This is a genomic window from Aminobacter sp. NyZ550 (assembly GCF_025628925.2).
GTDB lineage: Bacteria > Pseudomonadota > Alphaproteobacteria > Rhizobiales > Rhizobiaceae > Aminobacter > Aminobacter ciceronei.
On the sequence record NZ_CP114190.1, the window covers coordinates 2,954,224 to 2,980,225 of the forward strand.

Sequence of the window (26,002 nt, forward strand, 5' to 3'; positions counted from 1 at the left end):
CCATGCATCCCGCCTTCTCCATCATCGTGTTCACCACGCTTTCCGGGCTCGGCTACGGCCTGGCGGCTGTGCTCGGCCTTGGCCTGCTCGACGCCTCGACCCTGTCCGTCAAGCTTGCGCACATCGGCGCGCTGGCAATGATCGCAGCCGGCCTGTTGGCGTCGACGCTGCATCTCGGCAACCCGCAACGGGCATGGCGGGCGCTGTCGCAATGGCGCTCGAGCTGGCTGTCGCGCGAAGGCGTGATGGCAATCGCCAGCTTCATGCCGCTGGCTGTTACGGCATGGTTTGCGATCGTCGAGGGGCGTTACCTCGCGGTTGCGGGCCTGGCAGGCACGCTCATGTGTGGCGTCACCGTCTACTGCACGGCGATGATCTACGGTTCGCTGCGCTCGATCCAGGCCTGGAATACAGGGCTAACGCCGCTTTGCTACCTGTTGTTCGCCGCAGCCGGGGGCTTCCTGCTCGCGTCCGTCGCCGGTTATTCATCCGGCAGCCGCGGCCCGGTTTGCGCCGCAATCGCCATCCTGTTTGTCGTGGCGGCGTGGATCTGCAAGCAAAAGTGGTGGACAAGGCTGCGGACACTCGCACCGTTGTCGACGCCCGAGAGCGCCACCGGGCTTGGCCCTATCGGCCATGTCAGGCTGTTCGAGCGGCCGCATGTCAATGAGAACTACCTGACCCGTGAAATGGGCTTCAAGGTCGCGCGCAAGCACGCGCTCAAGCTGTCCAGGCTGGCGATCCTGTCTGGCGGGCTGGCGCCTGTTCTGCTGCTGCTGGTGGCGATCCTTGCCGGCGGGTCGGCCGCCGTGCTGGCTGCCGTGCTGGCCGTGTTCTGCTATGCGCTTGGCCTTGTCGTCGAGCGCTGGCTGTTTTTCGCCGAAGCCCGCCATGCGGTCATGAACTATTACGAGGGATAGGGCTTCAGCTATCGGCCGCGAGCTTGCCCGACTTGTTGACCTTGCGGCGTCGGCCTTCGGTCAAGCCCCAGCGCTTGTGGAACCACATCCACTGGCCCGGATCCTCACGAATCCAGCGCTCGACGGTGTCGTTGAGCATCTGAGTGGTGGCCTGGACATCGACGGCGCCGTCGTCGCGGCGCGGCAGTTCCAGCTTGTCTTCGATCGTCAGCCTGTAGCGCCCGCCGGGCAGGCGGATGCAATGCGCCGGATAGACGTCGCAATCATAATGGCGGGCGAGCATGGCGAGCACCGGATTGGTCTCGCATTCGCGGCCGAAGAAGGTTGTCCTGAGACCGCGCTTGAACTTCTGGTCGACGAGCACGCCGACATTGCCGCCGCGGTCGAGAATGCCGGCGAGTGCGAAGGACGCGCCGCGCTGCGAGGCGAGCAGGTCACCCATGTTCGACGCACGTGTCGAGAAGATGTATTCGGCCAGATAGGGGTTGTTTGGCGGGCGGAACAGCGACGTGATCTTCATGCCGAAGGTGGCAGCGGCGATCGGCAGCAGCTCGAAATTGCCGAGATGGCCGGTGAAGACGATGTGGGGCTTGTCCTCGCTGGCGATCTTGAGGAAATGGTCGTTGCCGGTCACTTCGATACGACCGGGCGTCTCGGCCTCCGGATCGTAGTCGAAAATCTGCCCGAGAAAGATGTACTCAGCGCCAAGCCGGCCCATATTGCCCCACATATCCAAGGCAATGGCTTCGATTTCGGCTTCGCTTTTCTCAGGATAGGCGGCGCGCAGGTTGGAGAGTGCCACGCGGTGACGGCCAAACCACGGACCGACGGTGCGGGCGGCGCGGTCGGCGAAGTTGAGCCCCTTGTCGACCGGCAGCAGGCGCAGCAGCTTGAGCGCTACCAGGGCGACCTGCGCCACCAGCCAGTAGTTGAGCATGCGCAGCCGCCCCATGATGCGCATCATTGTGGGGCTTGGGATCTTGCTGGCCTTCCTGCGGGGCAATTCGCTGGCGTCCTCAGTCGATGCGCAGGATGATCTTGCCGAACACGTCGCGACCTTCCATCCGCTTCAGCGCGGTGTCGATGGAAGCAAAGTCGACTTCGGTGTCGATAATCGGCTTGACCAGGCCGGCGGCCATCTTCTGCATGGCGTCGGCCATGTTTTCCATACGACAACCAAAGGAGCCGAGCAGCTTGAGCTGCTGCTGGAACAGCATCATCAGGTTGATTTCGGTCGACACACCCGAGGTCGAACCACAGGTGACGAGGCGGCCGCCGCGCTTGAGGCTGAACATCGAGCCGGCCCAGGTGTCCTTGCCGACATGCTCGAAAACGACGTCGACACCCTTCTTCTTGGTCAGCTTACGGACGACGCCTTCGAAGCGGTCTTCGCGATAGTTGATGACGTGATCGGCGCCGAGCGCCTTGGCCTTCTCGATCTTGTCGTTGGAGCCGACCGTGGTGATGACGGTGCAGCCCATCTTCTTGGCGAGCTGGATCGCGGCCGAACCGATGCCCGAGCCGCCGGCGTGGACCAGGATCGTCTCGCCCGGCTCAAGTCTGGCGTTGTCGAACAGCATGTGCTCGACAGTGCCGAAGGTGACGGGCGCGACCGCGGCACCAACGGCGTCGACACCGGGAGGTGCAGGCACCAGCAGGCGCGCCGGAAGGTTGATCTTTTCCTGGGCGAAACCGTCGAGGTGGAAGCCGTGCACGCCCGAGACGTGCTCGCAGAGATTGTCGCGGCCTTCGCGGCAGGGGCGGCACAGGCCGCAGGTGCGGGCGCCGTAGATCGACACGAGTTGGCCGGGTGCAAGGCCGGTGACGCCGGGGCCAACTTCATCGACCTCGCCGGAGGCCTCGGCGCCGATGACCAGCGGCATCTTGCGCTTGGCGAATGCCATGCCGCGCCAGCCCCAGACGTCGATGTGATTCAGGGCGACTGCCTTGATGCGCAAGGTGACTTCGCCGAGGCCGGGAGGGGAAGGCGGGGCGATGTCGACCTGCTCGAGCCGGCGGTCCTCAACGAGCTGCAATGCGCGCATGGTGTCGCTAATCCTTGTCGCTGCGGCGCAGCGCATCGAATTCGATGCGCGCGCGGCGTCGCAGTACCTGATTTCGTGTAGGCGGTCGCTTAGACCGGTTCCCGCGCCATGACAAGGCAGGTGTTCTGACCGCCGAAGCCGAAGGAGTTGGAAAGCACGGTGCGAACCTCGGCCTTCCGCTTCACATTCGGCACCACGTCGAGCTCGATCGACGGGTCGGGATTGTCGTAGTTGATGGTCGGCGGAATGACGCCTTCACGCATGGTCATCAGCGAGAAGGCGGCCTCGATGGCGCCCGCTGCCGACAGCGTGTGGCCGATCATCGACTTGTTCGACGACACCGGAATCCTGCGGATGCGCTCGCCGAACACCGTCGACAGCGACAGATGCTCCATCTTGTCGTTCTCGGGCGTCGAGGTGCCATGCGCATTGACGTAGTCGATCTCGTCTTCGGCGAGGCCGGCATCGGCAAGGGCCGCCTTGACCGCGGCGATCGCCGGCGAGCCGTCGGGCTTGGAGCGGGTGCGGTGGAAGTCGTCGGCCTTTTCGCCGCAGCCCCTGAGGATGCCGAGCACCTCGGCACCACGAGCAAGCGCGCTTTCCAGCGATTCGAGCACCAGGGCTGCCGAACCTTCGGCCAGCACGAAGCCGTCGCGGTCCTTGGAGAAAGGCTTGGAGGCCTTTTCCGGCACGTCGTTGTTGGTCGACAGCGCCGACAGAAGCGAGAAGCGGATCAGCGCTTCGGCCGTCGCCGAACCGTCCGCGCCGACCGACAATGCGCGGTCGCATTCGCCGCGACGAATGGCCTCGACGCCGAGCTGGATGGCGGTGGCACCCGATGCACAGGCGGTCGAGGTGGTGATTGGCAAGCCGCGCGTGCCGAACCGGTCGGCGAGGCGATCGGCGATCGAGCCGAATTGAGAGGTGTCGAACATGTCGAGCGAGTTCTGGCTGCGCGCCACCTTGAGCAGGCGCTCGGAGGCCGAGCCTTCATCGTCGCCGGCATAGAGCGTGAAGCGGTCTCGCCAGTCGAGCTCGACCGGCGGCGAGGCGAGGAACAGCGGCCCATCGAAGTCGGCGCCGGCAAAACCGGCCTCCTCGACGGCTTCGAGTGCGGCCGTCTCGGCCAGCTCATAAGTCAGCGCGCTGGCACCCTTGGTGCTCGACGGCAGGAAGTCGACCATGCCGGAAATCTGGGTGTTGAGCAGATCGGTGGGGAAGCGGGTGATCGGATGAATACCCGACTTGCCAGCGGTCAGCGCGGCCCAGTTGTCGGCCTTGCCGACGCCAAGCGAGGTGACGACGCCGATGCCGGTGACGGCGACGACGGGTCTGCCGAGGTGATCCTTCAGATTGGCCATGTTTTGTCCTGACACCCTTCAGCGCGGCGCGGAGACGAGCGCCATGCCTTCAAACTGGTGATAGCCGATCGCCGTTGCGAGAACATTGCGTGGCTGGCCGGAGAAATCTCTTTCGCCCACCTCGAACGCCGGATAGCCGGCGCCACGGTCGACGGCCAGGGCGGCAAGCGCCACCGCGAATGGAAACTGTGCTTCCTTCATGTGGCCGGTCAGCGACGAAAGGGCGCGTGCCGCAATCGCCGGATTGCCGTCGAGTGCCGATTTTTCGGCAGCCGTTGCGGCATGTGCGCCCGATGCACCCGAAATCGCGAGCAGGTCGCCCTCCGGCAACTCGGCTTTGGCCAACAGTTCGGCAATGTTCTCAGCGAGGCCACCATTCCGACGCCTGCTGCGACCGGAAAGGACCGGGCCGAGCTCGGCATAGATCTTCTGGCCGCGTGCTTCGGCATGATCGCGCGATTCAAGCACCAGGAACGCGCCGCCGGAGCCGGTGATGACGCCGCCGCCTTCCGAGCCCTGGCGCTGCCATACCGGCTTCCACGGGCCGCGATGGAGATAACCGGCCAGTTCGTAGCCAAGCAGCATGTCGGAATGTTCGGTCTGGAAGGCGCCGCCGACCAGCACATGCGTCGACTGGCCCGAGCGGATGCGGGCCGCTGCCGTCTCGATCGCCGAAACGCCGGCACCTTCCTCGCCCATGAAGGTGCGCGAAGAGCCGGTGACCTTGTGGACGATCGAGATGTTGCCGGCGAGCAGGTTGGAAAGCTGGGCCAGAAACAGCGTCGGGCGGAGTTCCGTCGTCAGCTTCTCATTGATCAGCACATCGCGGTCGGCGCGATTTTCGGATGCTGCAAGCACGCCGGCGTCGACCGCTTCGTCGCGTTCGCCGCCACCTGCAGCCACCACCATGTCCATGGTCGCGCTGAGTTCGTCATTGCCCTTGATGCCGGCATCATCCAGCGCCATGCCGGCCGTATAGGTGCCAAGCCGCTGCCAGGTTTCCATCTGGCGCTGGTCGCCGCGCTTGGCGATCTGCAGGCCCCAGTCGATCTCGGGAAGCGGATGGATGGCATAGGGCTGGAAGCGCTCGGCGTCGATCACCGGGGCGGTGCCCGCTGTTGTCAGCTTGTCCCAGTGGGCTGCACCGCCTTCTCCGAGCGAGGAGACGAGGCCGATGCCTGTGATGACGACGTTGCGATTGGCCATGGGCGGCTTCAGCGTGCTCAGGCGTTCTTCGCAGCGACGAGCGCGTCGATCTTGGCGCAGAGGTTCTTCATGACGAAGTACTCGTCAGTCGAAGCCTTGCCATCGTTGACTTCCTGCGTCCACTTCTCGAGCGGCACCTTGATGCCGAATTCCTTGTCGATCGCAAAGACAATGTCGAGGAAGTCGAGGCTGTCGATGCCCAGGTCGTCGATGGTGTGGCTCTCGGGCGTGATGGTGTCGATGTCGATCTCGCTGGTCTCGGCAATGATCTTGGCGACTTTGTCGAAGGTCGTGGACACGGTTTTTCCTTTGGTGAGGGCGATCATGAACCCGGGACAGATTCTACGCGCATAGTTTTGAGGGGCTGTCTAATCGGTTTTTCCGGACAGGAAAAGGCCAAATCCTGCGCTTTCGTTAAGGCGTCCGGCCCCGAACGCAAGGGAAGGCAGGCCGCCTGAAGCTCTAGAAGACGATGCGGCCAAGCACATGCAGCTTTTCTCCTTGCAGGCCGACGATCAGCGCTTCGCCTTCGCGTGCGGCCGCACCGGTCAATGCCTGGATGTTCTCGAGATGGGTAACGAGCACGATGTTGTCGGAGCCGGAATAGTTGCGGATGATGTCCAGAACGGCGGCGACGTCGGCCTCGCGGGTGGCATCCGTCGGCTTGTCGAGGGCCGCAGTCGGCTCGACCTTGCGGTCGTCGAAGGCGAGGCGGGCGGTTTCCAGCGTCCGGCAATAGCGGCTGGCCAGGATGCGCTCGACTGGCGCGGCGCGGGCGTCGAACAGCGCGCCGATCTTGCGCGCCTGCTGGCGGCCGCGGTCTGACAGGTTGAGCTGGGAGGCGCATTTCTCGATGTCGAAATTGGGCGGCTCGACCGTGCCGGTTGTCATGGCGTTGCGCAGCAGCACGACATGGCCGCCATTTCGCAGCAGCGCCCAGCCGGCTTCCGTGGCCTGGGCGGGCAGGGCGCCGAGCAACAGCATGATCGCAATGATGAATCTGAGCATGAATGATCCCGAACAGGCGATGCGGATATAGGGAGGCCAAAGTGGATTGAAAGGCAAGGTGACGCCAAATACCGTGCGCCGACTGCTGAACTTGTGTCGTGACTTGATCGAACGTGACCGCGGGGCAATGCTCGGATAAGCCGATTCCCATTTGCCGAGTGCCGATGTCACCTCTCGTAGAAACCGTGCTCTTCGTCTTCGGCCTGGTGGCGCTGGGCTATCTCGCGGGTGCCAGCGGCTATCTGCGCAGCGAAACCGGGGACGCGCTTTCCGAGTTCGCCATCGGCGTGGCGCTGCCGCTCTTGCTGTTTAGGACCATGATTGGCGCCGATTTCCACGGTTCGGCGCCCTGGTTGCTATGGGCGACCTATTTCATTGCGGTTACGGTCGCCTGGACAGCGGGACATCTGGTGACGACGCGCATGTTCGGCCGCGACGGGCAGGCCGGCGTGGTCGGCGGCGTGTCCTCGGCCTTTTCCAATCTCGTGCTGCTCGGCATTCCCTTCATGCTCGGCGTCTTCGGCCAGGAGGGGTTCGAGATCCTGTCGCTGATCGTCTCGGTGCACCTGCCGACCATGATGATGGCGTCGATCATCCTGTTCGAGATATTCGGGCCACGACGCAGCGAGCCGATGCATCCTGTTGTGATCATTCGTGATTTCCTGCGCAAGATCCTGACCAATCCGCTGATCGTCGGCATCGTGGCCGGGCTTGCCTGGCGGGCGACCGGGGTGCCATTGCCGGGCCTTGCCACCCGCTTTGTCGACGCGCTTGCCAACATCGCCGGGCCCGTCGCATTGTTTGCGATGGGGCTCGGGCTCAAGAAGTTCGGCATTTCGGGCAACATCAAGCCGGCATTGGCGCTGTCGGTGCTCAAGCTGATGCTGATGCCGGCCGTAGCGTTGCTGTTTGCCTGGCTGTTCGGTCTGCCGCCCTTGTCGGCGAAGGTGGCCGTGGCGGCAGCCAGCCTGCCTTCGGGCGTCAATTCCTATCTCATCGCCACGCAGTTCGGCACCGGCCAGGCCCTGGCCTCCAACCAGATGACGATCGCCACCGCCTGTGCCGTGGTCACGACCGCATTCTGGCTGACGATTGCGACGATGGTCTTCGGGTAGATGGGCGGTGTTCGGGTAGAAGGGCAGCCGGGTATGCGGTTAGGCTGGACCAACGCATCTGTGCCATAATGCGGTTGATCGCCGACCCGGCGGCACGCTACTAAACTGCCTGGCGCATCGGGCCGTAAGCTGTCCCGGACGCGCGCTTTTCGACGATTTTCAGAGTAGCCTGCGTCGCAACGGACGCCATTTCAGGAGGTGAAGCCATGCTTCAGAAAACCAGTCATTTTATGCGGCAGGCCAATCTCATCAACGGCGAATGGGTCTAGGCCGATTCCGGCAAGACCATCGACGTCACCAATCCGGCGACGGGTCTCAAGATCGGCACCGTGCCGCGTTCGGGTGCGGCCGAGACGCGTCGCGCCATCGAAGCGGCCAACGAGGCGTTCAAGACCTTCCGCAAGACCTCGGCGCTCGAGCGCTCGAAGCTGCTGCGCAAGCTGCACGACGCCATCATGGACAATCAGGACGCGCTGGCCGAACTGCTCACCATCGAGCAGGGCAAGTCGCTGACCGAAGCCAAGGGCGAGATCGGCTCGTCGGCCGCCTATGTGCTGTGGTTTGCCGAAGAGGCGCGCCGCACCTATGGCGACGTCGTGCCATCGCCTTGGGCGGATCGCCGTGTCCTCGTCACGAAGGAACCGGTGGGCGTCATTGCTGCCATCACGCCGTGGAATTTCCCGTCCTCTATGCTGTCGCGCAAGCTTGGACCGGCCCTTGCCGCGGGCTGCACCGCCGTGGTCAAGCCGGCGTCGCAGACGCCCTATTCGGGCCTGGCCTGGGGTGCGCTGTGCGAGGAAGTCGGCTTCCCCAAGGGCGTGGTCAACGTCCTGACGGGGTCGGCCGGCGAGATCGGCGACGAAATCTGCGCCAACCCGCTGGTCAAGAAGATCACATTCACCGGCTCGACCGAAGTCGGCAAGATGCTGATCGCCAAGTCGGCCTCGACGGTGAAGAAGGTTTCGATGGAACTGGGCGGCAACGCGCCGTTCCTGGTCTTCGATGACGCCGACATCGATCGTGCCGTCGAAGGCGCGATCACCGCAAAATTCCGCAATTCCGGCCAGACCTGTGTCTGCACCAACCGCTTCTTCGTGCAGGCCGGCATCTACGACAGGTTCGTGGCCAAGCTGGCCGAGGCGTCCAGCAAGCTCAAGGTCGGCTCGGGTCTCGACGCCGGCGTGCAGCAGGGCCCGCTGATCGACGAAAAGGCCGTCGAAAAGGTCGAGGAATTCATCGCCGACGCCACCGCCAAGGGCGGCAAGGTGGTTGCCGGCGGCAAGCGCCACGCGCTCGGCGGCTCGTTCTTCGAGCCGACGGTCATTTCGGGCGCGACGCCTGCCATGCTGTTCATGAAGGACGAGATCTTCGGCCCGGTCGCTCCGGTCTTCAAATTCGAGACCGAAGAGGAGGCGATTGCGCTCGCCAATGACACCGAGTTCGGCCTCGCCAGCTACTTCTACACCGGCGATCTCGGTCGTGCCTTCCGGGTCATGGAAGGGCTGAAATACGGCATGGTCGGGGTCAATGAAGGCCTTATCACCACGCCGGAAGCGCCGTTCGGCGGCGTCAAGGAGTCCGGCCTCGGCCGCGAAGGCGGGCATCAGGGCATCGAGGACTATCTCGACACCAAATATGTCTGCATCGGCGGGCTGGGCCTCTAAGGGGCTCCGGATCCATCTGGCCGCTGGAATGATCGAACGCGCGCTCCGAAGGGCGCGCGCGTTTTCTCTTGGATCTTTGACAGGAAGAATCCGGAAATCGGCATAACGTGCTGCAATCGTTATGTTCGGCTGGTTCTGTTTCGGTGTCGCGTTTGGAATGGCCAAGTGCTCGAGAACGGGCCATCTTGCGGTGCCGCTAATCTGATGTCGCCGGGAAAGCGCGCTGTCGGAAAAACGTTGTCGGCAGGCGGGAGGAACAGGAATGACTTCAGCGTGGCGCATGGTCGTCGGGGCGTTCGGGCTGGTGGCGCTGGCCATCGGCTTTCTTTCGGTCGTTTTCCTGACAGCGCCTGCGGCGCCGGGGCCCGACCTCGCGCGTTCCAAGAATTCGGCCAAGGGCCTCTATGCATTGTCCATCGCGCCAGAGGCCGGTGAGCCCAGGCAAGGCGAGCTGCATGCGTGGGTGGTGACGGTGAAGACGCGGCAAGGGGCGCCGGTGGAGGGGGCTGCGATCAGCGTCGGCGGCGGCATGCCCGAGCATGCGCATGGCCTGCCGACGAGCCCTGAAGCGACGGCCTATCTCGGCGATGGCCGCTACCGCATCGAAGGGATGAAGTTTTCCATGCCCGGCTGGTGGCAGCTGAAACTTGGCGTCAGCGCGCCTGCCGGCACCGACGAAGCCACATTCAACCTGGTGCTGTGAGGCGATGGCGGGCGGCCTGCTCACCAATCTGATCGCCGCTGCGACGATAACGGCAGCGCTGGCAGGCTGCAGCGAAGCCGATTTCACCGACGCCGAAAAGCGCACCATCGTATCGATGTCGCTGTCGGCACTTGCCCCCCTGGCGTCGGATCCGACCAACAGCTTCGCCGACGATCCCGGGGCTGCAGCACTTGGTGCAACGCTGTTCTTCGACACCGGCATGAGCCGCGACGGCAATGTCGCCTGCGGCACCTGCCACAAGATCGACAGACAGTTCCAGGACGACCTGCCGCGCGGTGTCGGAGTCGGCGAGACAAATCGAAGGACCATGCCGCTGGCCGGCGTGGCGCGCGATCCGTTCTTTTTCTGGGACGGCCGGCGCGACAGCCTGTGGTCACAGGCGCTGGTGCCGCTGGAAAATGTGCTCGAGCATGCCGGCACGCGCACCGCCTATGCGCATTATCTCAAGCGCCGCTTCGGCGAGCGCTACGAACGCATTTTCCGGCCTCTGCCCGACCTGTCGACATTGCCGGCCAGTGCCGGGCCGTTCGGCACGCCGGCGGAGAAGGCCGCCTGGGCCGGGATGAGCGATGCGCAGCGCGAGGGTGTCGACCGCATCTTTTCCGACATCGGCAAGGCCATCGCTGCCTTCGAGCGCTCGCTGGTCCACGGCAAGACCCGCTTCGACCGCTTCGCCGATGCCGTGGCGCAGGGACGGGCGCCGTCCGCGGAAGACGCTCTGTCGGCCGAGGAACGGCAAGGCCTCAGGCTTTTCATCGGCAAGGCCAATTGCTCGACCTGCCATACCGGGCCACGTTTCACCGACAATCACTTCCACAACACCGCTGTGCCGCCGGTCGCCGGATTGCCCGCCGATCGTGGACGCATCGCAGTTGTCGACGAGGTTCTGGCCGATCCGTTCAATTGCGTGGGAAAATTTCGCGACGGCGGCGAGGAGGCCTGCGGTGAGCTGCGCTTCATGCAGAAGAGTTCGCCCGAGCTCGTCCGCGCCTACAAGACCCCATCGCTGCGCAATGTCGCCGGGCGTCCGCCCTATATGCATGCGGGGCAGTTCGCCACTTTGGAGCAGGTCGTGAACCACTACGCGACAGCGCCGAAATCGGTAGAAGGCGAGAGCGAGATACATGCCGTGGCGCTGTCCGAGGGGGAGCGGGCGGCACTCGTGGCGTTCCTGAAGACGCTCAGTGACTAGTCAGCGGTCCTTGACCGTTTCCATGGCAACGAAGGTCGATGTCTGGGCGACATGGGGCAGGGCCGATATGCGCTCGCCGAGCACGCGCCTGTAGGCAGCGATGTCGCGAGTTCGCACCTTGAGCAGATAGTCGAAGCTTGCCGCCATCATGTGGCACTGCTCGATCTCGCGCACCGCATGCACGGCGCGGTTAAAATCGTCGAGGGCAGCCGAGCGGGTGTCGGACAGCTTGACCTGGACAAATGCGACGTGGCCTTCGCCCATGCGTTCGCTGTCGATGACCGCCTGGTAGCCCCGGATGAAGCCCTCTTTCTCCAGCCGCTTGACGCGCGCCTGTACGGGGGTCTTGGAAAGTCCCACTTTTGTGGCAAGCTCTGCCATCGACAAGCGGCCGTCGCGCGAAAGGGCGAACATGATGTTGCGGTCGATGCGGTCCAATTGGTCTTCAGGCATGAAAGTAGCGGCTCGTTTGGCGAATGAATTGCGCCAACACTAGGCGTTTTGGTCTGCAGAGTCGAATTGTTTGGACCGGCTGGTTTCACGACGATGTGGTAGTTTTCGACCAAATGCCGGGAGCGATGGTTCGCCCGGCGCAGCCGCAACAGCTCTACAGGATCGCCATGCCCGCGCTCGACGCCATCCGCCAGGAAATCCGCGCCAACTATCTCCCCGACGAAGCCGCCGCTGTGAAGCGGCTGGCAGCTCTCGCCAACCTTTCCCAGGACGACCGCAAGGCGATCTCGGCCCGTGCCGCCGATCTCGTGCGTGCCGTGCGCGGCTCGACCGATCCCAGGCTGATGGAGGTTTTCCTCTCTGCCTACGGCTTGTCGACCAAGGAAGGCGTGGCGTTGATGTGTCTGGCCGAGGCGCTGCTGCGCGTGCCCGACACCGAGACGATGGACGACCTGATCAAGGACAAGATCGCGCCGCATGACTGGTCGTCGCATTCGGGCGGTTCTAGCTCGATCTTCGTCAATGCGTCGACATGGGCGCTGATGCTGACCGGTCGCGTGCTCGACGAAGGCGAGGGTTCGATCGAGCGCACCTTGCGCTCCATGGTCCGCCGCCTCGGCGAGCCGGTGATCCGCACCGCGGTCGCGGCTGCCATGCGCGAGATGGGCGAACAATTCGTCCTCGGCCGCACCATCACCGAGGCCGTCAAGCGCGGCCGCTCGATGATCCAGAAGGGCTATCTCTATTCTTTCGACATGCTGGGCGAGGCCGCCCGCACCGAGACCGACGCGCTGCGGTACCACCGCGCTTATGCCGAGGCGATCTCGTCGCTCGACAATGGCACCAACGGCCCCGACATCCGCTACAATCACGGCATTTCGGTCAAGCTGTCGGCGCTGCATCCGCGCTACGAGGTCTCGCACAAGGACGAGATGCTGCCTGTCATGACCGAGCGCCTGCTGTCGCTGTGCCTCGCCGCCAAGCATGCGCGCATGGGCCTCAACATCGATGCCGAGGAAGCTGACCGGCTCGACCTGTCGCTCGACGTCATTGCGGGCGTGCTGGCCAGTCCGCAGCTCGAAGGCTGGAATGGTTTCGGCGTCGTCGTCCAGGCCTACGGCCCGCGCACGGCCTTTGTCATCGACTGGCTTTATGCGCTCGCCAACAAGCTCGACCGCAACATCATGGTGCGCCTGGTCAAGGGCGCCTATTGGGACACCGAGATCAAGCGCGCCCAGACGATGGGTTTGCCGGGCTATCCGGTGTTCACCCGCAAGGCCAACACCGACGTCTCCTACATGGCCTGCGCCCGCAAGCTGTTGTCGATGACGGACCGCATCTACCCGCAATTCGCCACCCACAACGCCCACACCGTCGCCGCCATCCTGTCGATGGCCACGGACCGCACCTCATTCGAGTTCCAGCGCCTGCACGGCATGGGCGAGGCGCTGCACGAGACGGTGCGCAAGGCAGAGGGCACGCGCTGCCGCATCTATGCGCCGGTCGGTGCGCATTCCGACCTGCTTGCCTATCTGGTCCGCCGCCTGCTGGAGAACGGTGCCAACTCGTCCTTCGTCCACCAACTGACCGACGAGGACGTCGCCCCCGAAGACATCGCCCGCGACCCGCTCGACACGGTGGAGACGCAAGGGACGGCATCCAATCCGTCGATCCCGACGCCTTCGGCGATCTTCGGCGCTGGCCGCGTCAACGCCAAGGGCTGGGACATCACCGACCCGGTGACGCTGGCAGCGCTCGACAAGGCCAAGGCGGAATTCAGGGGGCCGGACCGCTGGAGCGCCAAGCCGGTTACCCGCGCCGCCGGCTACGGCGCGTCGCGCAAGGTGACCAATCCGGCCAAGCCCGCCGACATCGTCGGCACGGTGACCGAGGCTGCGGCCAAGCAGGTGCCGACGGCAGTGCGTTTTGCCATCGAAGCACAGCCGGCCTGGGCGAAGAAGCCCGTTGCCGAACGCGCCGCCATCCTGCGCCGCACAGCCGATCTCTACGAGGCCAATGCCGCCGAGTTCTTTGCGCTCGCCACACGCGAGGCCGGCAAGTCGCTGTCGGACGGCGTCGCCGAGGTGCGCGAGGCGGTCGACTTCCTGCGCTACTACGCTGCCGAGGCTGAGAAGACCGAGGCCGGCACCGAGGCGCGCGGTGCCATCGTCTGCATTTCGCCGTGGAATTTCCCGCTCGCCATCTTCACCGGCCAGATCGCGGCGGCCCTGGTCACCGGCAATTCGGTCATTGCCAAGCCGGCCGAGCAGACGCCGCTGATTGCCGCGCGTGCGGTGGCCCTGATGCGCGAGGCCGGCGTGCCGGAAGACGTGATCCAGCTCCTGCCGGGCGACGGCCCGACCGTCGGCGCACCGCTGACGGCCGATCCGCGCATCGCCGGTGTCTGCTTCACCGGCTCGACGGACGTTGCCAAGCTGATCGAAAAGCAGCTGGCCGAGACGGCGGCGCCCGACGCGATGCTGATCGCCGAGACCGGCGGCCTCAACGCGATGGTCGTCGATTCCACCGCATTGCCCGAGCAGGCGATCCGCGACGTGCTGGCCTCGTCGTTCCAGAGTGCTGGCCAGCGCTGCTCGGCCTTGCGCGTGCTCTACGTCCAGACCGACGTCGAAAAGAAGATGGTCGAGATGCTGAAGGGCGCGATGGATGCCTTGACCATCGGCGATCCGTGGCAGTTGTCGACCGACGTCGGCCCGGTTATCGACGAAGAAGCGCAGAGCTCGATCCGCGACTATTGCGCTGCGATGGAAGCCAAGGGCAAGCTGATCGCCAAGCTCGACGCGCCGGCCGATGGCCGCTTCGTCGCGCCGCATGTCTTCAAGGTCAAAGGCATCGAGGAGATGGAGCGCGAGGTCTTCGGACCGGTGCTGCATGTCGCGACCTTCGAGGCCGATGAGATCGACGACATCATTTCGGCGATCAACCGCAAGGGCTACGGCCTGACCTTCGGCCTGCACACCCGCATCGAGGGCCGCGTCCAGCACATGGTCGACGGCATCCACGCCGGCAACATCTATGTCAACCGCAACCAGATCGGCGCCGTCGTCGGCTCGCAGCCTTTTGGCGGCGAGGGGCTGTCGGGCACCGGGCCCAAGGCCGGCGGACCGCACTATCTCCGTCGTTTCCGCAAGTCGCCCGAGGCGGGCGCAGTGCTGCCGGAAGGCCGCAAGGTCACGGCGACCGAGCTGGTCGACAATCTCGTCGATGCCGGGGAGTGGGCGACGCGGACCGATCGCATCGCCATGCTGCGCAAGCATCTGCGCGGCAAGGGTGCCGCGGCCATCGCGGCAGCGGCGAGCATCGACTTCGGCCAGGTCGACCTGCCCGGACCGACAGGCGAGGCGAACACGCTGTCGCTCAACCCGCGCGGGCGCGTTCTGTGCCTTGGCCCTGACGCCGAGACCCTGCTTGCCCAGGCGATCCAGGCGCTGGCCGCCGGCAATGCGGTCCTGGCCGTTGCGCCCGGTGCGCCGGCCGCCGTCCATGCCCTGATGGGCAAGGATCTGCCGATCGCCGCGATCGACGGTCGCCCCGACCCGGTGGAAGCGCGCGCATTGGCCGTCGATGTCGTGGCTTATTCGGGCACGGAAGAGAGCATGCGCATCGTCCGCAAGGTCATCGCCGAGCGCAAGGGGCCGATCGTTCCGCTGATCAGCGAGGTGATCTATCCGGCGGCTTACGCACATGAACGCGCTGTCTGCGTCGACACCACGGCCGCCGGCGGCAACGCCAGCCTCCTGGCCTCGGCCTAAAGCCGAGCAGGATCACGCTCGCACAATACGAAAGGGGCAGGCGTGGGCCTGCCCCTTTCAACTTTCTTCCTGCGCGCAGCCGAAGCGCAGCAGATTGCCATGCGGGTCATGGACGTAGAATTCCTTCATGTTCCATGGCCGCACGGTGAACGGGCTGGGCCGTTCCACGCCGCGCGCCGAAAACTCGGCGTGAAGGGCGGGAACCTCGCCACCCCTGATGTAGCAGGATGTCAGCTCCGGCAGTTTGCGGTCGTCCGACTTCCAGAAATGGATCTCGATCTCGCCGCGCCGCACGATCAGATAGTCGTCCATTTCGGGACCGATAACGTCGAAGCCGAGCCTGTCGCGATAGAAATCGCGGCTCTCGCCGATGTCGGGCGAGGGGCAAGACCGGAACGCTGCGGGCGAGGTCGGTCAATCGTCAGGCGCCTTCGACGACCGAGAAGCCCTCGAACTGCGGATGGCCGACATAGGATGCCTTGGACGAACCGGCGTTCTTGTGGGCGTTGCGGAAGTTTTCCGACTTGGTCCAGGCGACGAAGTCGTCCTGGCTCGCCCAGATCGTGTGCGACGCGTAGAGCGTATAGCCTTCGGCTTCGTTCACCGGGCCGCGCAGCAGGTGGAATTCACGAAAGCCCTTCATTTCGTTCAGCGATGAGTCGCGGTTCTTCCAGACGTCTTCAAAGGCGGTCTCGGAGCCGTTCTGCACCTTGAAGCGGTTCATTGCGATGTACATTGTCTTCCTTTCAACGGGCCTTGCGTTGCGCTGTTGTAGTCCTTTGAGCGCTGCGTAGCGACACAACATTGGCGCCGGTACCGTCACCGGCGGCTCTTGGATTCGGGCCAGCCTGGGTCATCGACTGCGCACGGTAGCTGGCAAGGTCGGTCACGTTTTCGCTCGCCCTTATCGCTGCCAGGCGGTCGAACAGCTCGCGCATCTCGGGCAGCAGGCCGTCGCCCTGGCGTTTCACCATCTGATCGAATTTGTTCAGTCCGAACATGCGTTTATGCCTTTCGATACGCCGCGCGCCGAGGGACAGGAGTCTGGGCAAGGCTGGTCTCAGATGCCGAAGGCGATGCCGGATCTGGTTTCGGTCCGCAGCGCCTTGAGGCAGGCCGCCGCGTCGATCCCGCCGCCGGTGCAATCGGTGGCCTGGTTGATCAGGACACGGCTGACCTTGGTGCAGTCGGTGCCTGACAGGTCGAAGCGCGTGACCTTGGTCTTGCCGGCCGGCAGGTCCTTGAAATCGAGCACCGTCAGCCTGTCGACGACGCCCGCCTCGTTGAACAGCGCAATCTCGAACGCCGCCTTGGACAGCGCGGCGCCGAGATCGTTGGTGACGACGAAGGTGAAGCGGCAGCCCTTGTCGGAGGGTTGGGCTGCGTTGAGCTCGAGCACAAGTGCCGGGGCCGACGGGGCGCTCTGGGCGCCCGCCATGGCCGTGGCGGCAAGCAGTGCTGCCGCGACCAGGGGTGACAACGCGTTCACGCCAAAGCGCACGATTACCACCCGAACTGCTTGGACAGGGAGACCTTGAACGTCCGGCCCTTGGCATCGTCGTTCATCAGGAACTCCTTGTACTGCTTGTTGAAGATGTTATCGACGCCGAAATTGGCTTCCCAGCCGGCGAGTTGGCCGTCCTGCGGCTTCCAGGTGACGAAGATGTCGTGGGTGTTGAAGGCCTTGGCGAAGCGTGTCGAGGTGGGATCGCTGACCGGGGCAGAGGTTCCGTCGCGGGCGGCATCCTGCGGGCCGGCCACGATGCGTGCCTTCCAGCCGAACGAAAGGTCGTAATCAGGCAGCTTGCCTCCGAGCGTCAACGCCAGCTCGTGTGGCGCCACGGTCGTCAGATAGGCATCGGTAAGCTTGTTCTTGCCGACCACGTAGGAATAGGCCGCATTGGCGAAAACATAATCGGAATCGTATGCCGCCTCGATCTCGAAGCCATAAATCTCGGCTTGGTCGATGTTGGTGAAACCCTGCTTGTTGTTGAATCCTGGCAGGAAGGGACGGTTCAGGGCGATAAGGTCCTTCACGTCGTTGTAGAAGCCGGTGACTTTCACCTGGCCGCTGTCACCAGCCTGCGCGAGGTCGAACCCGGACAGGGCGAAACCGGCCTCGAAATTGTTCGACTGTTCTTTCCTGAGCCCAAGGCTTGGCAGGAACGTCGATGACGAGCTTGCGGTGGAGAACACTTCGTCGATGGTCGGGAACCGCTCCGTATGGGCGATGGAACCGAACACAGCGAAGGTGTCATTGATCTTGTAGTGGGCGGCTATCTTTGGCGAGAAGGCGGTGTCGTCACTGGACGGCGCGTTCAATGCATCGTCCGGCGTCAGCTTGTGCCAGTCGAGACGCATGCCGGGGATGACGGTCAGCCGATCGTCCCAGACGAACTCGTTCTGAACGAACACACCTGTCTTGAGGTCCGTGCCCTGGGGATGGAAGGTGACCGGGAACTGCGTTCCATCATTGCGGAAAGCCTCGGCCTTACGGGTCTGGTAGCTCGACTGCGAACCGACCGTCAGGTGGTTTTCCCAATTGTCGCCAGCCCACTCCATGGTGTTCTGGGCATTGAATTGCCAGGTTTCATAGCCGTAGTTCGAGTCGCAGACGACTGCGAACGAGCCGGTGCCGCAGCCCGGGTTTCCCGGGCCCGGGTTACGCAGGTCCGCGTTGCGCTGCTCGTTGTAGGCATTGGAGTATGATGCCGACACCTTCACGTCGAGCATGTCGTTATCTGAGAACGGATTCTCGTAAGACGCCACGGCCGTGCGGTCTATGATGTGACGGTCGATGAGGCCAAAGAACGCGGCGGCGCTCGTCTGCGACAGCTGCTGATCTTCGAGCGCGGAATCCCACTGCTGGTAGGAAAGCCGAAGCTTGCCCTCGTCGCCGACATTGAACGTGCCCTTGGCGAGCCCGGACCAGGCCTTGAAATTGGTACCGATGACTTCCTTGCCGTTGCCGGATTCGTAAGGGTCGGAAGCGCGGTAGTTGCCGGTCAAAAGGAACTCGGCGTTGTCGCCAAGCCGCTGGGCAAGCACGGAATTCACCAGGTAGCCATTGCCGTTGCTGTTCCACGAGCTCTTCAGGCGCAGGGCACCGGTCTGTCCCTCGGCGATGAAATCGGAGGCATCCTTGGTCTCGAAATTGATGACGCCGCCGAGGGCGCCCGAACCGTAGAGCGTCGAGGAGGCCGGCCCGCGGAGCACTTCGACGCGCTTGTAGAGTTCCGGGTCCGAGAAGAACGATCCCAGGCGATATTGCTCGTAGAACTTCTGCGCGCCATCGACGTTGACGATGATGCGGCCGCCGTCGCCGGTGTTTTCCGGCGCGCCGATGCCGCGGATGTTGAAGCTCTGGCCAAGCAGTCTGTCGGAGCCCGTCACGTTGACGCCGGGCGTCGCCCGGATGATTTCGCCGATCGTCTCGGGCTGAAGGCGGTCAATATCTTCCTGCTCCACGACGGTCACCGCCTGCGGCGTATCGATGGCGACCTTGGCGACGCCGGCGCTGACGACGAGACGTTGCAGGACGGTGACTCGCGGCTTCTTGTCCTGCTCAGTGGTTTTGGCTTCCTGCGCGTGAGCCGCATGCGCGCCCACGAACACCGCCATTGCCGCTCCGCCCAGCAGAGCTGCCTTATTCCGACCAACTAGCCCCATGTCCCACTCCAAAAATGTCTCGTGCTGGCTTGCTTTTCGCTCGCCAGCAATTTTTCGCTCGCCGGCTGCGTCTTAAATCTTGACTTGATCACTCCGGTATTGCACTGACTAATAAACATGAATGTTCGAGTCAACTAATAGATTCAAGCATGAGGGCCTCGTCCGGGCTTTTCCGGCGCGGCGGACGGATGAAGGAGTGGAATGAGATGAATTCGCACAATCCGAACCATTTCCGTTCTGGCCAATTCCGGCGCGGATACCGCCGGCCTGAAGGCCAGGTTGCGGCGCGTCCGATCGCCGGTTCCCTCGCTGTCAGAACATTGACCAGCGAGTCGCTGTTTCTCGGTGATTTCGAGATCGGCATCGACCATGGCGGCGCTCTCTACCGCCTGAAGATTACCCGTCAGGGCAAGCTCATTCTCAACAAGTAGGTGTTTTCAAATGGACCAGCGCGTAAGGCCCAACCCACACGAAATCAGGCGGGCGCGAACTGACAACCCCAAGATGCGCGAGCGCGATCTCGCCAGCCAGCTCGGCATTTCCGAGGCCGAGCTGGTGGCTGCACATTGCGGCGAGGGTGTCGTTCGCATCGAACCGCGCGTCAATGATCTGCTCGCCGGCATCGAGGCCGTCGGCGAAGTCATGGCCCTGACCCGCAACGAAAGCGCGGTCCATGAAAAGATCGGCATCTACGACAAGGTCGTGCCCGGCACCCAGGCCGCAATGGTGCTCGGCGAACAGATCGATCTCAGGATCTTTCCGAGGGCCTGGGTTCACGGCTTCGCCGTCGAAAAGCGTGACGGCGACGACATCCGCCGCAGCCTGCAGTTCTTCGACGCCGCCGGCACGGCGGTGCACAAGATCCACCTGCGTCCGGCTTCCAACCTCTACGCATATCAGAAGCTGGTCGAAACCTTGATCAGCGACAATCAGGACCCGTCGATCGTGACGGTTCCTTCAGTGGTGAAGTCGCCGGACGAGGAGACGTCGACCGGTGTTGAGGAGTTGCGCGACCGCTGGAGCAAGCTGACCGACACGCATGAGTTCTTCGGCATGCTGAAGTCGCTCAAGCTCGGCCGCCAGCAGGCCATGCGCATGGTCGGCCAGGACTATGCCTGGAAGCTGGAACATGGCGCGCTGCCGGCCGTCTTCGACAAGGCTGCGGCAAGCGGCCAGCTGATCATGTGCTTCGTCGGCAACCATGGCTGCATCCAGATCCATTCCGGCTCGGTCCAGAACATCAAGCCGATGGGCCCGTGGCTCAACGTGATGGACGAGACGTTCCACCTGCATCTCCGAACCGATCACGTCCAGGAACTCTGGGCGGTTCGCAAGCCGACCAAGGATGGCCATGTCACCTCGGTCGAGGCCTATGACGCCAATGGCGAGATGATCATCCAGTTCTTCGGCAAGCGTAAGGAAGGCCACGACGAGCGCGGGGATTGGCGCGAGCTGGTCGAAGCGCTGCCTGTTGCGCAGCAGAACGCGGCCTGAGGAGCATGATGATGTCGACACCCCAACGGCTGCTTCGCTCAGCCGCACTAGGCCTGTCGTTGCTTCTGGCAACCGGGACCGCCGCCTTGGCGGTCGAGGGCGCCACTGTTTTCCCTGACCGCGCCCGCGTCGCTTCCGTCGGCGGTTCGATCACCGAGATCGTCTATGCGCTCGGCGAAGAGAAGGCACTGGTTGCCCGCGACTCGACCAGCGTCTATCCGGAAGCAGTCTTCAAGCTGCCCGACGTCGGCTACATGAGGGCGCTGTCGCCAGAAGGCGTCTTGTCGGTCAATCCGACCGGCATCCTGGCGCTCGAAGGCAGTGGGCCGAAGGAAGCGATCGACGTCCTCAAGAAGGCGAGCGTTCCCTACATCCAGGTGCCTGAAGGCTTCAGCCACGACGGCATCCTCCAGAAGATCCGTGTCGTCGGCAAAGCGCTCGGCGCCGACGCCAAGGCCGATGCGCTTGCCGCCGACGTCGGCAAGCAGCTGTCGGAAGCCGAGGCGCTGACCAAGGACATTGCGCAAGGCGAGCGCAAACGCGTGCTGTTCATCCTCAGCATGCAGGGCGGCAAAATCCTGGCGTCCGGCAACCATACCGCTGCCGACGGCATCATCGCGCTGGCCGGTGCCGTCAATGCGGTCGAAGGCTACCCTGGCTACAAGCAGCTCACCGACGAGGCGGCGATCACCGCCAGGCCCGATGTGATCCTGATGATGGATCGTGGCGGCGGCACCGCAGTCCCCGACGACGAGCTGTTCGCCCATCCAGCTATCGCCTCGACGCCGGCCGGTCAGGCCAGGCGAGTTATCCGCATGGACGGCGCCTATCTGCTCGGCTTCGGCCCGCGCACGGCAGCTGCGATCAAGGACCTCGCCGTTGCGCTCTATGGCGACGCCGTCAAGAAGTAAGGCCAGGACAGTGGTGGATGAAACGATCGCCGGCGGCGCCGGCGTGCAGGAGAGAGGTCGCCGTGTCGACGGCGACCGCTCCGCTCGTGCTTTGCTGGTCATCGGCCTGCTTGCCCTGGCGCTGGCCGCAACGGCGCTGTTCAGCCTGACATGGGGCGCATCCGACGCCTCGGCGCTTGGGCTCGTTCGCAGCTGGCTGTTCGGCGCGACGCCGGGCAATGAGGCGTTGTCGATGCGCGACAGCGTCATCGTCTACGACATTCGCCTGCCGCGCATCGTGCTGGGCATGCTGGTGGGCGCAGCGCTTGCCGTATCGGGCGCGGTCATGCAGGGCCTGTTCCGCAATCCGCTGGCCGATCCCGGCCTGGTCGGTGTATCGGCAGGCGCGGGCCTTGGCGCTGTCTCGGTGATCGTGCTGGGCGCGACCGTGCTTGGACCGTTCACGGCGCTGCTCGGCAGCTACGCGCTGCCATTCGCGGCATTTGGCGGTGGCCTGCTCACCACCATCATCCTCTACAATGTCGCCACGCGGCAGGGGCGCACCTCGATCGCCACCATGCTTTTGGCCGGCATCGCGCTGGGCGCGATGGCCATGGCCCTGACCGGGGTGCTGGTCTACATCGCCGACGACAGGCAATTGCGCGACCTGACATTCTGGCAGCTCGGCTCGCTGGCCGGCGCGACCTGGCTGAAGATCGCGGGTGCCGGCCCGATCATCGTCCTGGCCCTGGCGACGACGCCTTTCATGGCCAAGGGGCTGAATGCACTTGCCTTGGGCGAGGCGACGGCAAGCCATCTCGGCGTTCCGGTCCAGCGGCTGAAATATGTCGCGATCGTTGCGGTTTCGGCGGCGATCGGCGCATCGGTGGCGGTCAGCGGCGGCATCGGCTTTGTCGGCATCGTCGTGCCGCATCTGCTGCGTCTGGCGATCGGACCCGACAACCGCTACCTCTTGCCGGCGTCGGCGCTTCTGGGCGCATGCCTGCTGCTGCTGGCGGACGCGGTGAGCCGCACCATCGTGGCACCCGCCGAGTTGCCGATCGGCATCGTCACCGCCGCCGTCGGTGGCCCGTTCTTCCTGTGGATATTGCTGCGCAAGCGCGGCGTCGTCGATCTTTGATGCGGCGAACTGTGAGGTACTCATGATCGAAGCACGCCAGGTTTCGGTGTCGATCGGCAGCACGCGCATCGTCAGCGATGTGGATTTCACCGTACGTCCGGGTGAACTGGCAGCGATCGTCGGACCCAATGGTTCCGGCAAGACGACCTTCCTGAGAGCGCTGACGGGCGAACTGGCCTATTCGGGCCAGGTATCGCTCAATGGGCGCGACGCAGTGAAGCTGAAGCCATGGGAAGCGGCAAGCATCCGTGCGGTGCTGCCGCAGTCGACGGCGCTGTCATTTCCCTTCACGGTGCGCGAGATCGTCAAGCTTGGCGTGACGGGCGGCCGCTCAGGCGCATTGGCGGGCGAGGACGACCGGCTGCCGGAGCGGGCGCTGGCCCGGGTCGATCTCGAAGGCTTTGCCGGACGCTTCTATCAGGAGCTTTCAGGCGGCGAACAGCAGCGCGTGCAGCTTGCCCGCGTCTTGTGCCAGGTGTGGGCGCCGGTGCTGGACGGGCAGCCGCGCTATCTGTTCCTCGACGAGCCGGTGTCGAGCCTCGACATCAAGCACCAGCTGATCATCATGAACATCGCCCGCGATTTCGCGCGGCGCGGCGGCGGCGTTGTCGCGATCCTGCACGACCTCAATCTGACGGCGATGTATGCCGACCAGATCTGCGTCATGCATCGCGGCAAGCTTGCGGCCGCGGGTGCCCCGCAGGTCGTGCTCACCGATGGTCTGATCGAAAAGGTGTTCGGCTGCCGGCTGCGCGTCGGTGCGCTGCCTCAGGGGGATATTCCGTTCGTGCTGCCGCAATCGGCCGTGGCCTGAAGCCTTTGCACTTGGCCAGGGCGTGTCAGCTGGCCAGGGCGCTGGGCTCGGGGAAGTGCAGCCCGAGCAGGTCGCGCATGTTGGGACGTGCAGCGACCAGATCGGCGATGGTGTAGCGCGCCAGCACTTCGAAGAAGGCGTTGAGCGCTTCGCGCAGGGCGGAATTCAGGCCGCAGCTGTCGACAAGCGGGCACTCGGCGGCATCGTTCTCGAAGCACTCGGCCATGGCGAAGCTCTCTTCGGTGACGCGGACGACGTCGAAGAGCGAGATCTGGTCGGCCGGCTTGGCAAGGCGCACGCCGCCGTTGCGGCCACGCACCGTCTCCACCAGCTTGGCTTCGACCAGCGGCTGCAGGATTTTGAACAGGAACAGTTCCGACACCGTATAGGCAGCGGCGATTTCAGGAACGCGGCTCAGCCGTCCTTCATTGGCCGCGCAATACATCAGGATGCGCATGGCGTAGTTGGTCTGGCGTGTGAGGCGCATTGCGTGTTCCTTGCTCTGCGTTGAGTCCGCGAGTCCGGCTAATATGGCCCATACCTTAGAACAATTCCAGACAGGGTTTCAAATTATATATGACGGAGATAGTCATATTTGTGGCGCATAGCAGCCTTGCATTTACGTAAAGGTCAAAACGGTTGATTTTGATGCTGCGCTGCACAATATTAGCGATGTCGGGAGTTGGAGACTCAGGGAGGAACCCATGAGGACTGCGACATGGAACAGATCATACGCACACAAAGGCCATTGACGGGCGTCATCCGTCAGTTGCGGCCGTCCGATCTGCCCCGCTTTGCCGAACATCTGCTGAGACTTGACGACCAGAGCCGGCGCGACCGCTTCAACGGCCTGACCCATGACGGCTTTCTCCAAGCCTATGCCGAGCGCAGCTTCCGCGAGGGGGCGACGGTCATCGGCTATGTCGAGGGCGACAAGGTACTTGCCGCCGCCGAGCTGCACGAACGCGCCGAAGAGAGCGAGCCGACGGCCGAAATTGCCTTCAGCGTCGAGCACAAGATCCAGAACCGGGGCATCGGCGGACGGTTGTTCCAGCGCCTCGTTGCCCAGGCGAGGGGGCTCGGCTACCTCAGGCTGCAGGTGACGACGCACGCCAACAACAGCGCCATGAAGGCCCTGGCCCGGCGTTTCGATGCCAAGCTCAGCTTCCAGCAGGGCGAAACCAACGGCATCATCGAACTCGACGGCGCGGCAGGCCTTGATGCCGATTGGCGCGCGTCCGCCGTTCTCGGCAGGCGCGGTGCCGGCAAGGCGATTGCTGCCTGACACATGTCTCGGTGAGCAGCGTCACTTACCTGACTGCATCCGAGCGGGTCGGAAGATCTGCTCACGACTGCCCATAAATCCTTGCGATGTCGTGGAAGGCCAGCTTTGGCTCCCAGCGGATCTTGCCTCTGGCGAGATCGATGCCGTGACATTTGACGATGGCGTGGCTGGCCATGTCGAGGTCGTAGCGCGCATCGGGCGAATGCACTTCACCCTCCGACAGGAATTGGTAGACGAAGGCCCCGTCGATCTCTTCTTCCTTATAGAGGCGCAGCAGGTTGCCTATCTCGGTTGCCTGCGTTTGCTCGCTCCTGACATGACCGTCCTTGATCCGCGGCGGGTCCTGCTCAAAGTCGATGATGTCGAAACCCATTCCGCCACGCTGTTCGGCCCCTTCGAAGGTGCTGCAGCCGAATTCGGTGATGACCACCGGCTTGCCGTGGCGCCGCAGCTCGCGCAGGCCCTCCACATAGGTCGAGCGGTTGTCGGCGTCGCGGTAGTAGTTGGCCGATACGATGTCGAACAGCTTCCAGTCGACGTCCTCCCAGGGGATCGGGCTGTAGGTGATCTCACCCTTGAAGTGCTTGCGGGCAATCTCACTTGCCTGAGCCAGGTGCTCGCCGAGCGCCTTGTTGATGTCAGGAAACAGCGGAACCGGAGAGGATTGCAGCGTCGCCATGCGCTCCTGGAAGTTGCCGCCCTCGACGAAGCCTTGGGTGAACATTGAAAGCTCGCAGCCGACATTGAGGACGAGTTTTCCGTGGCGCTGCCCAAGTGTCTCGGCCATCGTTGCGATCTCGCCGAGATAGGTCAGCATGTCCTGCCTGCTGGCGTCGAACAGCCGCGGCTGCATCCATACCTGAAGCCCCTGGCCGAAAGCTGCCGTCGCAGCCTGTTCGAGCCGCTGGATGTTGGTGCCAGAAATACTGATCGCGTTGCAGAGAAGCTGGGCGCGAATGACGCGCATTTCCTCCTGCACCACTGCCCGGTTCCAGATCTGCCGCGACAGCTGGCCCGGCCAGTAGTTGGTGCCCGTGTCGTAGACTATGCCGCATAGGCTCAAAGGCTTGCGGCTGTCCGGTGCCGTAGCTCTTGAAGTCCCGGTCGCCTTGGCCCGGCTCAGGCCGACAGAAACCAGCGCCAGGCCGGCGGTGATCGCTGCGCCGCCCTTGATGATCTGCCGGCGTCCAGATGCAGTTGTCCTGTTGGCCGGAACGGTTTCGTTCGCCATATTCAATCTCCATCATT

At 63.9% G+C, this 26,002-nt stretch carries 24 protein-coding genes and 2 pseudogenes; 12 read left to right on the forward strand and 14 right to left on the reverse strand.

Annotated elements, in window-relative coordinates:
- Window positions 1-2 precede the first annotated feature (2 nt).
- Window positions 3-920 (forward strand): dimethyl sulfoxide reductase anchor subunit family protein, encoded by a 918-nt coding sequence (locus N7E70_RS14495; protein WP_263006762.1) that lies wholly within the window; start codon window positions 3-5, stop codon window positions 918-920.
- 4 nt (window positions 921-924) lie between these two features.
- Here the strand turns inward: N7E70_RS14495 and N7E70_RS14500 are convergent, their stop codons facing one another.
- From N7E70_RS14500 to N7E70_RS14525, 6 genes are all read right to left on the reverse strand, one after another.
- Window positions 925-1,884, reverse strand: coding sequence for a lipid A biosynthesis lauroyl acyltransferase (locus N7E70_RS14500; RefSeq protein ID WP_263006870.1), 960 nt, complete (start codon window positions 1,882-1,884; stop codon window positions 925-927).
- Between the two features lie 52 nt (window positions 1,885-1,936).
- Window positions 1,937-2,965: a zinc-binding dehydrogenase gene (locus tag N7E70_RS14505; RefSeq protein WP_263006763.1), complete on the reverse strand. Its 1,029-nt coding sequence runs from the start codon at window positions 2,963-2,965 to the stop codon at window positions 1,937-1,939.
- An 89-nt stretch (window positions 2,966-3,054) separates the two neighbouring features.
- Complete coding sequence (locus N7E70_RS14510) at window positions 3,055-4,326, reverse strand: beta-ketoacyl-ACP synthase (protein WP_263006764.1); 1,272 nt, start codon at window positions 4,324-4,326, stop codon at window positions 3,055-3,057.
- An 18-nt stretch (window positions 4,327-4,344) separates the two neighbouring features.
- Window positions 4,345-5,532 (reverse strand): beta-ketoacyl-ACP synthase, encoded by a 1,188-nt coding sequence (locus tag N7E70_RS14515; protein ID WP_263006765.1) that lies wholly within the window; start codon window positions 5,530-5,532, stop codon window positions 4,345-4,347.
- A 17-nt stretch (window positions 5,533-5,549) separates the two neighbouring features.
- Window positions 5,550-5,858, reverse strand: coding sequence for an acyl carrier protein (locus N7E70_RS14520; protein ID WP_154383938.1), 309 nt, complete (start codon window positions 5,856-5,858; stop codon window positions 5,550-5,552).
- Between the two features lie 136 nt (window positions 5,859-5,994).
- Window positions 5,995-6,540 (reverse strand): histidine phosphatase family protein, encoded by a 546-nt coding sequence (locus N7E70_RS14525; RefSeq protein WP_154383939.1) that lies wholly within the window; start codon window positions 6,538-6,540, stop codon window positions 5,995-5,997.
- Window positions 6,541-6,704: 164 nt separating this feature from the next.
- Here N7E70_RS14525 and N7E70_RS14530 point away from each other — a divergent pair, with 164 nt between their 5' ends.
- From N7E70_RS14530 to N7E70_RS14545, 4 genes and pseudogenes are all read left to right on the forward strand, one after another.
- On the forward strand, window positions 6,705-7,655 hold the full coding sequence (locus N7E70_RS14530) for an AEC family transporter (RefSeq protein ID WP_154383940.1): 951 nt from the start codon (window positions 6,705-6,707) through the stop codon (window positions 7,653-7,655).
- Between the two features lie 206 nt (window positions 7,656-7,861).
- Window positions 7,862-9,319 (forward strand): annotated as a pseudogene (locus tag N7E70_RS14535) (NAD-dependent succinate-semialdehyde dehydrogenase).
- 262 nt (window positions 9,320-9,581) lie between these two features.
- A complete protein-coding gene (locus N7E70_RS14540; protein WP_182573389.1) occupies window positions 9,582-10,022 on the forward strand; it encodes a FixH family protein in 441 nt (146 codons plus the stop codon).
- Window positions 10,023-10,026: 4 nt separating this feature from the next.
- Window positions 10,027-11,235 carry a cytochrome-c peroxidase gene (locus tag N7E70_RS14545; protein ID WP_154383942.1) on the forward strand — a complete coding sequence of 403 codons (1,209 nt, stop codon included), beginning with the start codon at window positions 10,027-10,029 and terminating at the stop codon, window positions 11,233-11,235.
- Here the strand turns inward: N7E70_RS14545 and N7E70_RS14550 are convergent, their stop codons facing one another.
- On the reverse strand, window positions 11,236-11,688 hold the full coding sequence (locus tag N7E70_RS14550) for an Lrp/AsnC ligand binding domain-containing protein (RefSeq protein WP_067961104.1): 453 nt from the start codon (window positions 11,686-11,688) through the stop codon (window positions 11,236-11,238). It lies immediately after the preceding gene.
- Between the two features lie 167 nt (window positions 11,689-11,855).
- Between N7E70_RS14550 and putA the strand changes: the two genes are divergently transcribed.
- Window positions 11,856-15,461 carry a bifunctional proline dehydrogenase/L-glutamate gamma-semialdehyde dehydrogenase PutA gene (gene putA, locus N7E70_RS14555; protein WP_182573522.1) on the forward strand — a complete coding sequence of 1,202 codons (3,606 nt, stop codon included), beginning with the start codon at window positions 11,856-11,858 and terminating at the stop codon, window positions 15,459-15,461.
- A gap of 57 nt (window positions 15,462-15,518) precedes the next feature.
- On the opposite strand, the pseudogene N7E70_RS14560 reads toward putA, so the two are convergent.
- The 5 genes and pseudogenes from N7E70_RS14560 to N7E70_RS14580 all read right to left on the reverse strand — a co-directional run bounded on the left by N7E70_RS14560 (window position 15,519) and on the right by N7E70_RS14580 (window position 19,082).
- Window positions 15,519-15,879, reverse strand: a pseudogene (locus N7E70_RS14560) (bleomycin resistance protein).
- Window positions 15,880-15,882: 3 nt separating this feature from the next.
- Window positions 15,883-16,197, reverse strand: a complete 315-nt coding sequence (locus N7E70_RS14565) for an antibiotic biosynthesis monooxygenase family protein (RefSeq protein WP_067961110.1) — start codon at window positions 16,195-16,197, stop codon at window positions 15,883-15,885.
- 10 nt (window positions 16,198-16,207) lie between these two features.
- Complete coding sequence (locus N7E70_RS14570) at window positions 16,208-16,513, reverse strand: hypothetical protein (protein WP_269441397.1); 306 nt, start codon at window positions 16,511-16,513, stop codon at window positions 16,208-16,210.
- 8 nt (window positions 16,514-16,521) lie between these two features.
- The gene (locus N7E70_RS14575; protein WP_263006873.1) at window positions 16,522-16,899 is read right to left on the reverse strand and encodes a hypothetical protein; all 378 of its coding nucleotides are present in this window, start codon (window positions 16,897-16,899) and stop codon (window positions 16,522-16,524) included.
- A gap of 65 nt (window positions 16,900-16,964) precedes the next feature.
- Entirely contained in the window at window positions 16,965-19,082 is a 2,118-nt protein-coding gene (locus tag N7E70_RS14580; RefSeq protein ID WP_263006767.1) for a TonB-dependent hemoglobin/transferrin/lactoferrin family receptor, read from the reverse strand.
- Window positions 19,083-19,336: 254 nt separating this feature from the next.
- Between N7E70_RS14580 and hemP the strand changes: the two genes are divergently transcribed.
- Genes hemP through N7E70_RS14605 form a run of 5 tightly spaced genes read left to right on the forward strand, consistent with a single transcriptional unit; the run spans window position 19,337 to window position 23,469 of the window.
- A complete protein-coding gene (hemP, locus tag N7E70_RS14585; RefSeq protein WP_263006768.1) occupies window positions 19,337-19,561 on the forward strand; it encodes a hemin uptake protein HemP in 225 nt (74 codons plus the stop codon).
- Window positions 19,562-19,571: 10 nt separating this feature from the next.
- Window positions 19,572-20,624 carry a hemin-degrading factor gene (locus N7E70_RS14590; protein WP_182573385.1) on the forward strand — a complete coding sequence of 351 codons (1,053 nt, stop codon included), beginning with the start codon at window positions 19,572-19,574 and terminating at the stop codon, window positions 20,622-20,624.
- A gap of 5 nt (window positions 20,625-20,629) precedes the next feature.
- Window positions 20,630-21,535, forward strand: coding sequence for a heme/hemin ABC transporter substrate-binding protein (locus tag N7E70_RS14595; RefSeq protein WP_263006769.1), 906 nt, complete (start codon window positions 20,630-20,632; stop codon window positions 21,533-21,535).
- Window positions 21,536-21,545: 10 nt separating this feature from the next.
- On the forward strand, window positions 21,546-22,655 hold the full coding sequence (locus N7E70_RS14600; protein WP_263006770.1) for a FecCD family ABC transporter permease: 1,110 nt from the start codon (window positions 21,546-21,548) through the stop codon (window positions 22,653-22,655).
- Between the two features lie 22 nt (window positions 22,656-22,677).
- Entirely contained in the window at window positions 22,678-23,469 is a 792-nt protein-coding gene (locus N7E70_RS14605; RefSeq protein WP_067961130.1) for a heme ABC transporter ATP-binding protein, read from the forward strand.
- Window positions 23,470-23,494: 25 nt separating this feature from the next.
- On the opposite strand, the gene rirA is transcribed toward N7E70_RS14605, so the two are convergent.
- A complete protein-coding gene (gene rirA / locus N7E70_RS14610) occupies window positions 23,495-23,956 on the reverse strand; it encodes an iron-responsive transcriptional regulator RirA (protein ID WP_067961133.1) in 462 nt (153 codons plus the stop codon).
- A gap of 231 nt (window positions 23,957-24,187) precedes the next feature.
- Between rirA and N7E70_RS14615 the strand changes: the two genes are divergently transcribed.
- The gene (locus N7E70_RS14615) at window positions 24,188-24,754 is read left to right on the forward strand and encodes a GNAT family N-acetyltransferase (protein ID WP_067961137.1); all 567 of its coding nucleotides are present in this window, start codon (window positions 24,188-24,190) and stop codon (window positions 24,752-24,754) included.
- A gap of 61 nt (window positions 24,755-24,815) precedes the next feature.
- On the opposite strand, the gene N7E70_RS14620 is transcribed toward N7E70_RS14615, so the two are convergent.
- Window positions 24,816-25,985: a hypothetical protein gene (locus tag N7E70_RS14620; protein WP_263006771.1), complete on the reverse strand. Its 1,170-nt coding sequence runs from the start codon at window positions 25,983-25,985 to the stop codon at window positions 24,816-24,818.
- Window positions 25,986-26,002: the final 17 nt, after the last annotated feature.

Excerpts from the sequence above, each read along its gene's own strand:
- N7E70_RS14495 (WP_263006762.1), top strand. The coding sequence starts at position 3 with ATGCATCCCGCCTTCTCCATCATCGTGTTCACCACGCTTTCCGGGCTC.
- N7E70_RS14500 (WP_263006870.1), bottom strand. The coding sequence starts at position 1,884 with ATGATGCGCATCATGGGGCGGCTGCGCATGCTCAACTACTGGCTGGTG.
- N7E70_RS14505 (WP_263006763.1), bottom strand. The coding sequence starts at position 2,965 with ATGCGCGCATTGCAGCTCGTTGAGGACCGCCGGCTCGAGCAGGTCGAC.
- N7E70_RS14510 (WP_263006764.1), bottom strand. The coding sequence starts at position 4,326 with ATGGCCAATCTGAAGGATCACCTCGGCAGACCCGTCGTCGCCGTCACC.
- N7E70_RS14515 (WP_263006765.1), bottom strand. The coding sequence starts at position 5,532 with ATGGCCAATCGCAACGTCGTCATCACAGGCATCGGCCTCGTCTCCTCG.
- N7E70_RS14520 (WP_154383938.1), bottom strand. The coding sequence starts at position 5,858 with ATGATCGCCCTCACCAAAGGAAAAACCGTGTCCACGACCTTCGACAAA.
- N7E70_RS14525 (WP_154383939.1), bottom strand. The coding sequence starts at position 6,540 with ATGCTCAGATTCATCATTGCGATCATGCTGTTGCTCGGCGCCCTGCCC.
- N7E70_RS14530 (WP_154383940.1), top strand. The coding sequence starts at position 6,705 with ATGTCACCTCTCGTAGAAACCGTGCTCTTCGTCTTCGGCCTGGTGGCG.
- N7E70_RS14540 (WP_182573389.1), top strand. The coding sequence starts at position 9,582 with ATGACTTCAGCGTGGCGCATGGTCGTCGGGGCGTTCGGGCTGGTGGCG.
- N7E70_RS14545 (WP_154383942.1), top strand. The coding sequence starts at position 10,027 with ATGGCGGGCGGCCTGCTCACCAATCTGATCGCCGCTGCGACGATAACG.
- N7E70_RS14550 (WP_067961104.1), bottom strand. The coding sequence starts at position 11,688 with ATGCCTGAAGACCAATTGGACCGCATCGACCGCAACATCATGTTCGCC.
- putA (WP_182573522.1), top strand. The coding sequence starts at position 11,856 with ATGCCCGCGCTCGACGCCATCCGCCAGGAAATCCGCGCCAACTATCTC.
- N7E70_RS14565 (WP_067961110.1), bottom strand. The coding sequence starts at position 16,197 with ATGTACATCGCAATGAACCGCTTCAAGGTGCAGAACGGCTCCGAGACC.
- N7E70_RS14575 (WP_263006873.1), bottom strand. The coding sequence starts at position 16,899 with ATGGCGGGCGCCCAGAGCGCCCCGTCGGCCCCGGCACTTGTGCTCGAG.
- N7E70_RS14580 (WP_263006767.1), bottom strand. The coding sequence starts at position 19,082 with ATGGCGGTGTTCGTGGGCGCGCATGCGGCTCACGCGCAGGAAGCCAAA.
- hemP (WP_263006768.1), top strand. The coding sequence starts at position 19,337 with ATGAATTCGCACAATCCGAACCATTTCCGTTCTGGCCAATTCCGGCGC.
- N7E70_RS14590 (WP_182573385.1), top strand. The coding sequence starts at position 19,572 with ATGGACCAGCGCGTAAGGCCCAACCCACACGAAATCAGGCGGGCGCGA.
- N7E70_RS14595 (WP_263006769.1), top strand. The coding sequence starts at position 20,630 with ATGATGATGTCGACACCCCAACGGCTGCTTCGCTCAGCCGCACTAGGC.
- N7E70_RS14605 (WP_067961130.1), top strand. The coding sequence starts at position 22,678 with ATGATCGAAGCACGCCAGGTTTCGGTGTCGATCGGCAGCACGCGCATC.
- rirA (WP_067961133.1), bottom strand. The coding sequence starts at position 23,956 with ATGCGCCTCACACGCCAGACCAACTACGCCATGCGCATCCTGATGTAT.
- N7E70_RS14615 (WP_067961137.1), top strand. The coding sequence starts at position 24,188 with ATGGAACAGATCATACGCACACAAAGGCCATTGACGGGCGTCATCCGT.
- N7E70_RS14620 (WP_263006771.1), bottom strand. The coding sequence starts at position 25,985 with ATGGCGAACGAAACCGTTCCGGCCAACAGGACAACTGCATCTGGACGC.